Origin of the sequence: Siccirubricoccus phaeus, assembly GCF_008360935.1 — a bacterium.
Lineage (GTDB): Bacteria > Pseudomonadota > Alphaproteobacteria > Acetobacterales > Acetobacteraceae > Siccirubricoccus > Siccirubricoccus phaeus.
The window spans coordinates 187,822-200,299 of sequence record NZ_SRXO01000010.1 but is presented as its reverse complement, the minus strand read 5'-3'; the positions used below and the strand labels follow the sequence as shown (position 1 = coordinate 200,299).

The 12,478-nt window shown below is 72.6% G+C and carries 10 protein-coding genes; all 10 read right to left on the bottom strand.

All coding sequences use genetic code 11. The features are described from left to right. Window positions 1–15: 15 nt before the first annotated feature. The 10 genes from E5N76_RS15790 to E5N76_RS15745 all read right to left on the bottom strand — a co-directional run bounded on the left by E5N76_RS15790 (window position 16) and on the right by E5N76_RS15745 (window position 12,475). Entirely contained in the window at window positions 16–2,178 is a 2,163-nt protein-coding gene (locus tag E5N76_RS15790) for a CHAT domain-containing protein (RefSeq protein WP_149538273.1), read from the bottom strand. 359 nt (window positions 2,179–2,537) lie between these two features. Then, window positions 2,538–3,278, bottom strand: a complete 741-nt coding sequence (locus tag E5N76_RS15785) for an SDR family NAD(P)-dependent oxidoreductase (protein ID WP_187830201.1) — start codon at window positions 3,276–3,278, stop codon at window positions 2,538–2,540. Further along, entirely contained in the window at window positions 3,275–4,198 is a 924-nt protein-coding gene (locus E5N76_RS15780) for an NAD-dependent epimerase/dehydratase family protein (RefSeq protein WP_187830200.1), read from the bottom strand. Before E5N76_RS15780 ends, E5N76_RS15785 begins: the two co-directional genes overlap by 4 nt. Before the next feature lie 53 nt (window positions 4,199–4,251). After that, window positions 4,252–6,285 (bottom strand): hydantoinase B/oxoprolinase family protein, encoded by a 2,034-nt coding sequence (locus E5N76_RS15775; RefSeq protein ID WP_149538270.1) that lies wholly within the window; start codon window positions 6,283–6,285, stop codon window positions 4,252–4,254. Window positions 6,286–6,288: 3 nt separating this feature from the next. Next, the gene (locus E5N76_RS15770) at window positions 6,289–8,307 is read right to left on the bottom strand and encodes a hydantoinase/oxoprolinase family protein (protein WP_187830199.1); all 2,019 of its coding nucleotides are present in this window, start codon (window positions 8,305–8,307) and stop codon (window positions 6,289–6,291) included. A 2-nt stretch (window positions 8,308–8,309) separates the two neighbouring features. Then, window positions 8,310–9,089, bottom strand: a complete 780-nt coding sequence (locus E5N76_RS15765) for an enoyl-CoA hydratase-related protein (protein ID WP_207791992.1) — start codon at window positions 9,087–9,089, stop codon at window positions 8,310–8,312. A gap of 90 nt (window positions 9,090–9,179) precedes the next feature. Then, entirely contained in the window at window positions 9,180–9,881 is a 702-nt protein-coding gene (locus E5N76_RS15760) for an ABC transporter ATP-binding protein (RefSeq protein WP_149538268.1), read from the bottom strand. Next, window positions 9,874–10,647 carry an ABC transporter ATP-binding protein gene (locus tag E5N76_RS15755; protein ID WP_149538267.1) on the bottom strand — a complete coding sequence of 258 codons (774 nt, stop codon included), beginning with the start codon at window positions 10,645–10,647 and terminating at the stop codon, window positions 9,874–9,876. The genes E5N76_RS15760 and E5N76_RS15755 overlap by 8 nt, the downstream gene beginning before the upstream one ends. Further along, window positions 10,644–11,600: a branched-chain amino acid ABC transporter permease gene (locus E5N76_RS15750; protein WP_149538266.1), complete on the bottom strand. Its 957-nt coding sequence runs from the start codon at window positions 11,598–11,600 to the stop codon at window positions 10,644–10,646. The genes E5N76_RS15755 and E5N76_RS15750 overlap by 4 nt, the downstream gene beginning before the upstream one ends. After that, on the bottom strand, window positions 11,600–12,475 hold the full coding sequence (locus tag E5N76_RS15745) for a branched-chain amino acid ABC transporter permease (protein ID WP_149538265.1): 876 nt from the start codon (window positions 12,473–12,475) through the stop codon (window positions 11,600–11,602). The genes E5N76_RS15750 and E5N76_RS15745 overlap by 1 nt, the downstream gene beginning before the upstream one ends. Between the last annotated feature and the right edge of the window lie 3 nt (window positions 12,476–12,478).

Here is a 12,478-nt window from a genome sequence, read left to right as displayed (position 1 = left end):
GGCTTCCTCCTCCGGTCAGTCCCACCAGCCCCACAGGGCAAGGCCGGCCCAATGATAGGGATGCGTCCAGGCGCCATCCGGCGCGTCGCGCACGCCGCGCATGGCGGCGGCATAGGCGGCCGCGCGCGGCCGCCCCTCGCCCAGCCAGCCGCGATAGAACGCTTCGGTAAGGGCGGCCGAGGATGGCAGGTTCAGGTCCCACAGCCCCGCCAGCACGCTCTGCGCTCCGGCCTGCCATAGCCCGAAGGCCATGCCCAGCGCCTCGCGCCCGGCGATCTCCGCCACCGCGCCGGAGACGCAGGCGCGCAGCGTCACATGGCTGCCCGCCAGCGCCAGCCGCCCCGCCCGGGCGCCCGTCAGACGGCATTCGGCGAGCCGCGCCTCGCCGGCCGGCAAGCTCCCATCGGGCTCAGGCAGGGCGAGGCCGGACTCCTCCAGCGGCGCATGCGGCCGGAACTCGCCATGGGCCGCGAAATGCAGCACGCCGCCGCGCAGGTCGAGCCGCTCCAGCGCCCGGAGCGAGGCGGCGGGGCCGCGATGGACGACGGTGGGAACCAGCGCGGCGAGCAGCGCGGCCTCGCGCTCGAACCCCTCGGCCGCGACGGCGCCCTCATGGCCATGCGGCGCCTGCACCACATCGGCGCCGCCGCCGCGCGCATCCTCCAGGCAGGACTGGTCATAGGCGGCGAGCAGGGCGCGTGCGCTCGGCACCAGCACGGGGACCAGGCTGTCGATCAGCGGCGCGCCGGCGAGGGGCAGGGCGGCCCAGGGCAGGCCGAAGCCGGCGCCGTCCGGGGCGATGCAGAGCACATCGCCGCGCCGAAGCACGCCCTGCCCGAGCAGCGCCTCCAGCGGCGCCAGCAGCGGCGCGATCCGCTCCAGCAGCGGATCGAAGGGCCAGCGGGCGGCCTCCTCCGGCACCGAGAGGATGCCCGGGCGCGGGCGCGGAAAGGCGGCCTGGTCGCCCCGGATCAGCAGCTCCAACTCCTGCGCAGCGTCCAGCAGCGCGGCCCGCCCCGGCGCCGCGCGCCAGCTATGCAGGCCACCCTCGGCGTCGGCCAGGACGGCATAGCTGCAATCATCATCCGTCAGGAAGGTCAGGTAATGCGCCCGCTGCGAGGAGGCGGCGAGCGCCGCGCGCAGTTCGCCCAGCAGCGCGGCGGCGCGGCAGGCCACTCGTGGGCGCGGCGCTGAGGGGTCCAGCAGGCGCGGCGCCTGGGCGGCGGAGATGAGATCGGCGAGAACGCGGGACTTCGCCTCCTCCAGCGCCTCGAACATTTCCTGCGGTCGCCGCAGGTCCTGCAGGAGGGCAACGCTGACGGGGTAGAGATGAGTGAGCGCGATGCCGGCCGCGGCGCGCAGATGCGGGTCGCTGATCCTGAGTCGCTGCGCCTCGACGCCGTCGCGGATGGCGCGCAGCCCGGCCGCCGCCTCCTCCCGCGCGCCGAGGCGGCGCAGGAACACCACCTCCAGCCAGCGCGCCGTGCGCTCGTCATCCGTGAAGCCGCGGGCAGCGCAGAACGCCACCAGCGATTGCAGCGGCGGCAGCACCGCGCGCAGCGTCTCCAGCTCATGGCAGGCCGCGAAGCGGGAGACGACGGCGAACAGGCCCATGACGGCGCCGAGCGGGTTGCGCGCCCCCGGCAGCGAAGCGGCCCGGGACAGCGCCTCGGCGATGGCCGCCGCCGCTGCCTCGCCCTCCGGCGGAGGCTCGGGCGGCCCGGCCACGGGGCCGTGCGGGTGATCATCGGGGCGGCGCACGAAACGCTCGCGCAGCCCTTCGAGGCGGTGGCGCGTGGCGCCGTCGCCCGGCAGCAGGGGCGCGGCGGACAGCCGGCGCACCAGGCGATCAGCGCGCTCATACTGGCCGTCGAGGCGCAGCAGCTCGGCGCGGCCCACGGCCAGGGTCACGACGGTGGCGTCGAGGCCGAGACGGCGCAGCCCCGCCTCGATCCGCGGCCAGGCGGCAAGCTGGTCGGCCGGCCAGCCCACATCGGTGGCGATGGAGGCGAACAGGCCGGCGACATTGTCGATCTGCAGCGCGGCCCCTGACGCGAGAGGCGGCACGGCGCGGTCCAGCAGAACATGCAGCAACGCCCGGGAAAGGGCGACGGCGCTGCGGAGGTCGCCGCGGGCGCGCAGCCAATTGGCCAGGATCTGCAGGCCGAGAAGACGCATTTCGGCGTCCCGGCCCTTCAGGAACTGGCTGCCATTGAGAAGGTCCTGCGGATTCGTTGCGCCATCCGGCAAGCGCGCGGCGATCCCGGCCGCGTCGCCGTGCAGGGCCGCGGCAACCAACGCCTTCCCCCAGGCCATATCTGACGTTTCACGCATCGGCGCCCAGTCCCGTCCGGCCGACCAGCCCGGGCCAGCTTAGCCACAAAGTGCTGCCGCTTGTCTTGTGCCTGAAGGCACAATTCGCCGCGGCGCAATGCCCGGGCGACGGCGCCGGTATGGGATCTGAGGTGGCCCCGCCACCAACCTGCACCACCTCGGCGCGGCGGGAGGCGGCGAGGGCGTCCGCTCAAGCCATGCGCCTAGCCGATAGCATAACCCCCATCCGCCACCAGCGTCTGGCCGGTGACATAGCTGGCAGCATCCGAGCAGAGAAAGAGGATCGCCTTCGCCACCTCCTCCGCCGTGCCCCAGCGGCCGAGCGGCACGCGGGAGAGGCCGCGGTCGCCGGTATAGCCTGGCGCCGCCGTCTCCTGTGTCATGCGAGTGATCGACCGTCCCGGGGCGAGGCTGACCACGCGCACCCCGCGCGGCCCCCATTCCACCGCAAGGCTCCGGGTGAGCTGCGCGATGGCCGCCTTCGCCGCCGCATAGACCGCCCGCCCCTCGCCGCCGCAGAAGGCGGTCTGCGAGCTGATGCTGAGCACGACGCCGCTGCCGCGCGCCACCATGCCGGCGCCGATCAGCCGCGTCAGCAGGATGGGGCCGACCAGATCGGTGTCGATCAACCGGCGGACCTCCAGGGGCGAGGTCTCCAGCAGCGGCTTCGCCACCAGGATGCCGGCATTGTTCACCAGCACGTCGATCTCGCCGGCCTGCGCTGCCAGCAGCTCCACCGAAGCGGGATCGGCCTGGTCGAAGGGGATCGCCGCGGCGCCGAGATCCGCGGCGAGGGGCGCCAGCGTATCGGCCTCGATATCCGCCAGCACCAGCGTCGCGCCATGCGCCCGCATCAGCCGCGCGGTGGCGGCGCCGAAGCCGTTCGCGGCGCCGGTGATCAGCACGCGCTTGCCGGTGTAGTTGAGATCCGCGTGCAGCGTCATGGAGTCCTCCGATCGCGGGCGGCGAGCCATGCCGCGGTGCGCGCCGCGCCTTCGGCGAGGCCGATGCGCGGGGCGAAGCCCAGATCGCGCAGTGCCGCCGTGATGTCGAGCGGGCCGAGGGCGAAGCGATTGGCATACGGCGCTGTCAGATCGACCTCCAGCCGCACGCCGGGCACGCCGGCGCCGACGCGTGCCGCGACCTCGGCCGCGGTCAGCGCCTCGCCGGGGCCGAGATTGTAGGTGCGTTGCGGCAGGTTCGGCGCGTCCAGCGCCGTGACCACCGCCACCGCCACATCGTCGACATAGATATGCTGCCGGTCCCGCGCCGTGGCATCCGGCACCAGGGTCGGCCGCCCGGCCCGCGCATTCTCCACCAGGGTGCGGATGAAGCAGGAAGTGGTGCGGCCGGGCCCGTAGCAGGAGGCGACGCGGAAGGCGACGCCACTGACGCCATGCGCCACCGCATAGGCGCGCAGCACCGCCTCTCCGGCGACCTTGCTGGCGCCATAGGCCTCATCGGCGCCGAGCGGCGCGTCTTCCGCGACCGGCGCCTCGCCGCCGCGCTGCTCATAGGCGAGGATGGAGGAGAACCAGACCACCCGGGCGAGGCCGTGGATGCGCGCCACCTCCAGCATGTCCACCAGCCCGCCGAGATTGACGGCCAGCACCTTGGCCGGCTCCTCCGGCGCGACCATGGGGCCGGAGATGCTGCCGGCATGGATGATGCGGGTGACGCGATGCTGGCGCACCAGCTCATGCAGCCGGTGCACCTCGCCGATCTCGTGTCGGTGCACCTGGCAGGGCGCGTCGGGCACCGGCACGCGGTCCAGCGCCACCACCTCGCGGCCGGCGGCGACGAGCTGCCGCGCCACCGCATGGCCGATCAGCCCGCCGATGCCGGTCAGCAATACGGCGCCCATGTCCTGGCGCGGCCGATTCGGACCTCCGGGGCCCCTCCGGTCATCGGACGCGCTCATGCCGGCAACGCCTGCACGGCGCGCAGCGCCACCGCGCCGCCCGGCTTCGCCTTCAGGATGCCGAGCCCGATCGGGTCGAGCGGCAGACGGCCCTGCGGCACCGTGGGGTCGATCCTGATCCAGCCGCGCAGCGCGGCGGCCTCTCCGGTATCCATCTCCACTAGCAGATCCTCCGTCAGGCCGCGCGCTGCGGCATCCGCCGGATGGAGGCGGCAGAGCCGCCGGCGGCTGACGCTGCCGGCCTCGAACACCGAATCCTGCGTGGCCGCCGCAGCGGCCAGCGGCTGCCGTGCCGCGTACAGCGCGGTGCGCCGCGCCTCGGTGGCGGGCAGATCGGCGCTGCCTTCCGCCGTCAGCACCACGCCGTAGAACGCAGCCGCCGCCTCGGGCGAGATCAGGCCGAGCCGCACATCCTCCGCCACTGCCGCCGGGGGGCGCTGTAGCGGATCGCCGTAGCCGCCGCCCCCGGCCGAGCGCAGCACCACCGCATCGCCCCGCCGCAGCAGATGCCCGCCGACCTTGCCCGGCGTGTCGAAGGCTTCGACCCCGCCATCCGCCTTCTCCACCCAGGACGCGACCGGCAGGCCGCTGCGGCCGCCCAGCACGCCGAAGGCCGGCACCACCGCGCCATCCGAGAGCAGCGAGTAGCGCCCTTCCGCCGCCAGCAGCCTTATGCGCCGCTGCATGGCGAGGCCGCCGCGCGTGGTGCCGGCGCCGCCGCTATCGGTGCGCAGCCGGCTTTCCTCCACCAGCAGCGGGAAGCGCGTCTCCAGCACTTCGGAAGGTTGCACGGTGACGAGATCGCCCCAGTCGAAGGGCGCCATGGCGCTCGGCCCATCACCTTCGCGGAAGGCGCCATTGCCGCCGCCGGACCATTCGTAATGCACCCATTCGCGGCGGCTCGCCGGGTCCCAGCCGCCGATCAGGTTGTGGAAGGAGGTGCGGCAGAGATCGCCGGCCACGCGCTCCGGCGTCACCTGGCTCAGCGCGCCGACCATGGTGGCGATGACGCGCTTGCGCACCTCGCCATGGGAACCGGCGGGCGCGGGGCGCTCCACATTCAGCACCGTGCCGGCGGGGGCGATCACCTCGATGCTGCGGAAGCTGCCCTGGTTCAGCGGCAGGGCAGGGTCCAGCACCGACTTCACCGCAATGAAGACCGAGCCCGCCGTCACCGCCAAAGTGGAGTTCACCGGCACCGGCACCTGCGGCGCCGCGCCGGTGAAATCGGCGATCATGCGGTCGCCGGCGATGGTCAGCGCCAGCGGCACCAGCAGCGGCTCGAACCGCCCATCCGGGAAGGTCTCGAGGTAATCCTCGTAATGATAGGTGCCGTCCGGCAGGCTGGCGATGGTGGCACGCATCCGCGCCTCGGAGCGGTCGAGGTCGAGGCGGACCGCCTCCTCCACCAGCGCGATGCCGTAGCGCGCCAGCATCTCCTGGATGCGCGCCTCAGCCACGCGGCAGGCGGCGAGCATGGCGTCGAAATCGCCCTGCCGCTCCTCCGGCACGCGCATATTGGCCAGCAGCAGCTCCAGCACCGGCGCGTTGAGCCGCCCCGCCTCCATCACCTTCATCGGCGGGATGCGGATGCCTTCCTGGTAGATCTCCGTCGCCTTGCCGGACATGCTGCCGGGCACCATGCCGCCGACATCCGGCCAATGCGCCCGCACTGCGGGGAAGAAGGCGAGCCGGCCTTCGCGGAAGGCCGGGACGATGATGGTGACGTCGTTGAGATGCGTGCCGCCCGCATAGGGGTCGTTCATCAGCAGCACGTCGCCCGGCGCCAGCGTCTCGCCAAGCTTCGCCATGGCGGCGCGGACCGACCAGGGCATCGGCACGACATGCGAGCCGATGTCGTTCGATTGCGCCACCACCTGGCTGCCCGGCGCGAAGAGGCCGCAGGAGAAATCCTTCGCCTCATAGATCGCCACGGATTTGGCGGTGCGCATCACCGTCGCCCGCATCTCCCGCACGATGGAGATCAGGCCCTGGGTGAGCACTTCGAGGGTGATGGGATCGACCGCCATGGCTCAGCCCCTCTCCAGCACCAGCACATCCTGCGGCAGCAGCCGCAGCGTCCAGCCCGGCGGCACCACGGTGCAGGAGCCGGCCTCCTCGACTAGGGCCGGGCCGGGGATGGGCTGGTCCAGCGGCAGCTTCTCCCGCATCAGCACGGGTGTTTCCAGCGTCGCGCCGTCCAGGCCGACCAGCCGCGTGCCGTTGTGCGCGGCCGCCAACGAACGGCCTGCCGGCGCCAGCAGCGGCAGCGCCGGCGTCTCGGTGCGGCCGAAGGCGGCGATGCGGTAGCTGACGATCTCCGGCATGCCGGCCGGCGCGGCGCCGTAGCGCGCGGCATAGACCTGGTGAAAGGCGGCCTCGATTTCGTCCAGCGAGGACGGCGCCAGTGCCACCGGCACCGCCAGCTCGAAGGCCTGGCCGGTAAAGCGCATGTCGAGCACCGCCTCATACTCCCGCTGCGCCTCCGGGACGCCGGATGCCGCCAGCTCCGCCGCGGCCTCTGCGACCAGCGCCGCCAGCACCTCCCGCACCTCCGCTACCTGCAGCGTGCCCAGCGTGCCGAGCCGCGTGCGCACCAGATCGCGACGAATATCGGCGACCAGCAGGCCGAGCGCGGAGAAATTGCCCGGCATCGGCGGCACCAGCACTATGCGCATGCCGAGCTCCTCGGCGATCGCCGCCGCATGCAGCGGCCCCGCGCCGCCATAGGCGAGCAGCGCGAAATCGCGCGGATCAAGGCCGCGCATGACTGAGACCTCCTTGATCGCGCCGGTCATGCCGATGACTGCCATGCGGAGGATGCCCTCCGCCATCGCCTGGGTGCCAAGGTCGATGCGGGCGCCGAGCCGGGCCACCGCCGCCTCCGCCGCTGCGCGGTCCAGCCGGATCTCGCCGCCCAGCGCCTGCTCACCACCGAGCCGGCCGAGGGCGAGGTTGGCATCGGTCACGGTCGGCTCAACCCCGCAGCGCCCATAGCAGGCCGGCCCCGGCATGGCGCCGGCGGAACGCGGGCCGACGGTCAGCGTGCCCGCCGCATCCACCGCCGCGATGCTGCCGCCGCCGGCCCCGATGGTGTTAATGTCGATCTGCCGGATCTTCACCGGATAGGGGCCGATCCGACCATCCTGCGTCATGCCGAAACCACCGTCGCGGATGACGGCGACATCGGTGGAGGTGCCGCCCATGTCGCAGGTGATGAGGCTGGGATAGCCGATCGCCGTCCCGACAAAGCGCGCGGCGATGACGCCAGCGGCCGGGCCGGAGAGCATGGAGAGCACCGGCAGCGCCTCGATCCGCGCCGCAGGCAGGGTGCCGCCGCCTGAGGTCATGATGGAGAGCTCCGCGGTGGCGCCCAATTCCGCCAGCCGGCGGCGCAGCCCGCCGAGGTAATGGCGCATGCGCGGCGCGACGGCGGCGTTCAACGCGGTAGTGCTGAAGCGCTCATGCTCGCGGTATTCCGGCAGCACCTCGGCGGAGCTCGCCACCACCGCCTCCGGCAGCGCTGCGCGCAGGATGGCGGCGGCGCGCTGTTCATGGGCCGGGTTGGCGTAGCTGTGCAGGAAGCAGAGGGCGATGGCATTGGCGCCCTCGGCGCGCAGCCGTTCCGCCAGCGCCGCGAGCTGCGCCTCGTCCAGCGGCCGCAGCACCTCGCCGGAGGCGAGCATGCGCTCCCGCACCTCGAACAGCCGGTCGCGCGGCACCACGGGCGGCGGCGGCGGCGCCTTGATGTCGTACATCACGGTGCGGTTGCCGCGGCCGACCACCAGCACATCGCCATGCCCGGCCGTCACCAGCGCAGCGATGCGGGCGCCGGTGCCCTCCAGCGCCGTGTTGGTCGCAACCGTGGTGCCATGGGCCAGGCGGGTCAGCCGCGCGGGGTCAAGGCCAAGGCGGCGAATGCCGGTCAGCATGCCCTCGGACTGGTCGGCCGGCGTCGAGGGCACCTTCAGCGCCTGCAGCCTGCCGGCTTCCGCGTCGTACAGCACGAGGTCGGTGAAGGTGCCGCCCACATCGATGCCAAGCCAGAGCATGCTCACGCCCCCCGGAACACCGCCGGGCGCTTCTCCACGAAAGCCTGGCTCGCCTCCCGGTAATCCGCGCTGCCGCTGGCGCGGTCCATGGCGGCATGGATCTCCGCCATGCGGGAGTCGGTCTCGCCGCGCGCCAGGGCTTCCAGCACCAGCTTCGACCCGGCGACGGAGAGCGGCGCATTGGCGGCGATCTCGGCGGCCAGCGCCTCCGCCGCGGGCAGCGCCTCGCCTTCCGCCAGCACGTCCAGCAGGCCGAGCCGCCGCGCCTCCGCCGCCTCCACCAGCCGCGCCGAATACAGGATCAGCTTGGCGGCGGAGAGCCCGACCGCGCGCAGCAGCAGCCCGGTATCCAGCGTGCCATAGACCACGCCGCGCTTCGCCGCGGGAATGCCCATGCGCGTCGTCGCATCGCCGACGCGCAGGTCGCAGGCCAGCGCCAACCCGCAGCCCCCGCCCACGCCGAAGCCGGCGACGGCAGCGATGGTCGGCTTCGGGCAATCGCGGATCGCCGCGGTGGCGGCATCGCCCGTTTCCTCATAGGCGGCGATGTCCTCCGGCGTGCTGCGCACCGTGCCGAATTCGGAAATGTCGGCGCCGGCGCTGAAATGCCCACCCGCGCCGGTCAGGATCACCACCCGCACCGCCGGATCCTCGCCCAGCGCGTGGTACAACCGGCCCAGCTCCCGCCACATCGCCAGGGAAACGGCGTTGCGCTTCTGCGGCCGTGCCAGGGTGACGGTGACGATGCCCGCCGCGGTGCGATGCAGCGTGATGTCTTCCACGATTCTCTCCCTTGCCGCTCCCGCTGCCGCCAGCCCCGTGCGGTTCGCATTTTCCGAGTCGCCCGGCGTCTCGCCGGCCCTGGAAATGCACTAGCCCAGATAGCTCCGCAGCACCTCTTCATCGTCCAGCAGGCCGCTGGCGGGGCCGGAATGCACGATGCGGCCAGCTTGCAGCACATGCGCGCTGTCCGCCACCGCCGCGGCGACGCCGACATTCTGCTCGACCAGCAGGATGGTCAGCCCTTCCTCGCGCAGCGCGCGGATCGCCGCCACCATGTCGCCCACCACATTCGGCGCCAGGCCGACCGAAGGCTCATCCATCAGCAGCAGGCGCGGCCCGCTCATCAGCGCCCGGGCGACGGCCAGCATCTGCTGCTCGCCGCCGGAGAGCGTGCCGGCACGGCGCCGCGCCTTCTCCCGCAGCCGCGGGAACAGCGCCAGCGCGCGTTCCGTGTCGCGCCGCACGCCCTCCCGGTCGCGCCGCGTATAGGCGCCGAGCTCCAGATTCTCCGCCACCGACATACTCGCGAAAACCTCCCGCCCCTGCGGCACCTGGGCGAGGCCAAGGCGGAGGATCCGGTCCGGCCGCCACCCCGCGCAATCCTGTCCGCCGAAGCGGATGGCGCCGCCGCGCGGCCGCACCATGCCGGTCAGCGCGTTCAGCACCGTGGTCTTGCCCGAGCCATTGCCGCCGAGCAGCGCCACCACACGCCCTCTCGGCACGTGGAAGCTCACATCCTCCAGGATGCGCGTCGGGCCGTAGCTGACGGCAAGATGCTCGACCTCAAGCATGCACCGCCGTCCCGAGATAGGCGGTGATCACCGCCGGGTCCTGCCGCACCGCGTCCGGCGTGCCCTCCGCGATGACGGTGCCGGAGCTGAGCACGGTGATGCTGTCCGAGACCTCCATCACCAGCCGGATCACATGCTCGATGAGCAGCAGGGTCACGCCGCGCTCGTCGCGGATGCGGCGCAGCAGCCGGTCGATATCCGCCAGCCGGTTGAGGCTGAGGCCGACCGCCGGCTCGTCCAGCAGCACCACCGCGGGGTCCGAGACCAGGGCGCGGGCGATCTCCACCAGCCGCTGCTGGCCGAAGGAGAGCGCGCCGGCGGGGCGCTCGGCGAAGCCTGCCATGCCGACGAATTCCAGCACGCGGCGAGCGCGGGCGGCCGCCTCCCGCTCCTCCTCCCGCAGCCGGCGGCTGCCGAAGGCGCAGTCCAGCAGCCCGGCGCGCGTCGCGGTGTGCAGGCCGGTGACAACATTCTCCAGCACGGTCAGCCCGGGGAACAAAGCGGAAGTCTGGAAGGTGCGCCGCAACCCGCGGGCGGCGATGGCGGAGGGGGAGAGGCCGGTCACGTCCTTGCCGTCCAGCCTCACCCGCCCGGTGGTCGGCGGGACGATGCCGCAGATGGCGTTCAGCAGCGTGGTCTTGCCGGCGCCGTTGGGGCCGATGATGCCACGGATCTCGCCCGGCGCCACGGTCAGGCTGACCCCGCTCAGCGCGGCGACGCCGCCGAAGGCGAGGCCCACCTTCTCCACCGCCAGGCGCGGCGTCACGGCGCGGCGTCCCGGGCCGGGCGGCGCAGATAGCTTTCCCGCCAGCGCGGCAGGCGGTTCAGCGCGCCGGCCAAGCCGCGCGGCGCGAACACCACGGCGGCGATCAGCAGGCTGCCGAAGGCGATCTCCTGCGCCCCCTTGAAGGCGCGCAGCCCTTCCAGCAGGAACAGCACCGCCCCGGCGCCGATGACCGAGCCGGCGATGCTGCCGAGGCCGCCGACCACGATCATCGCCTTCATCAGCGCCATGTGGAACAGGTCGAAGCTCTCCGGCGCCATGTAGCCGAGCATCAGCGCCTGCAGCCCGCCCGCCACGCCGGCATAGAAGGCGGACAGGCCGAAGGCCATCGCCTTGGTCCGCAACAGGTTGATGCCGAGCGCCTCCGCCGCCACCTCCCCGTCGCGCACCGCGATCATGGCGCGGCCGAGGCGCGAGCGCACCAGCGAGGCAGCGGCCAGCGCCAGCAGCACGGCCAGCGCCAGGGAAAGATAGTAAGTGCCGAGTCCCGCGCCGATCAGCGGGTAGGACGGCGCAGGCACGCGGAAGCCGCCGGCGCCGAAGGTCACCGCCTCCCAGTTCATGAAGACCCAGAGGGTGAATTGCGCGAAGGCCAGCGTGGCGAGCGAAAGGTAGAGGCCGGACAGCCGCAGCGCCGGGTAGGAAATGGCCAGGCCCACCGCCGTCGCCAGCAGCGCGCCGCAGGGCAGCGCCAGGAAGAAGGGCAGGCCGAGATGCACCTTCAGCAGCGCCGTGCCATAGGCGCCGATGCCGGACAGCGCGGCATGGGAGAAGGCGAGCTGCCCGCAATAGCCGACCAGCAGGTTCAGCCCCACCGCGAGGATGACGAAGATCGCAAGCTGGTTGCCGACGAACAGCAGATAGGGGTTGGCGACCAAAGGCAGCACAGCGAGGGCCAGCGCACCAGCGAGGCCGAGGAGAACGGGCTGACGCATCAGGCGCGCCGCGGCGGCGGGCCGCCCATCAACCCGCGCGGCCGCAGCACCAGGGTCAGCATGATGGCGATGAAGGCGGAGACCTCGAGGAAGGAGGAATGGATGTAGCCGGCCGCCAGCGCCTCCACGATGCCGATCGCGAGCCCACCCACCAGCGCGCCGGGCAGGCTGGTGAGGCCGCCCAGCACCGCGGCGGCGAAGCCCTTGATGAACAGGGTGAAGCCGATATCGGGGTAGAGCAGGGTGAGCGGCGCCATCAGCGTGGCGCCCGCGCCGGCGACCGCGGCGCCGACGGCGAAGGCCAGCATGTGGATATGCTCGACGCGGATGCCGACCAGCCGCGCCGCCTTCGGGTTGTCCGCCGTGGCCTGCATGGCGCGGCCGATGGTGGTCAGCCGGAAGAACAGGGCGAAAAGGCCCATCACCACCAGCGCCCCGGCGGTGACGACGAGCTGCTGCGGCAGCAGGATCAGGTCGCCGATCATGATCGGGTCCGGCGAGACCAGTGGCGGAAAGGAAAGATAGTCGCTGATGCCGCCCCAGGTCAGCCGCGCCACGCCCTTCAGCACGAAGGAGAGGCCGAGCGTCGCCAGCACCACATTGATAAGGTTGCTCCGCAGCACGGCGCGGAAGCCGATGCGCTCGGCCAGCGCGCCCAGCAGGAAGCTGCCGATGACGGCGCCGAGCATCGCCACCAGATAGGGCAGGCCGAGCATCACATGCAGGGTGTAGGCCAGGAAGCCGGCGATCATGAGCTGGTCGCCATGGGCGAAATTGATCGTGCCGGTCGCCTTGTAGACCAGCACGATCCCGAGGGCGACGAGGGCGTAGATGGAGCCGGTCGTCAGCCCGCTCAGCACCAGGTAGGAGAGCAAGGC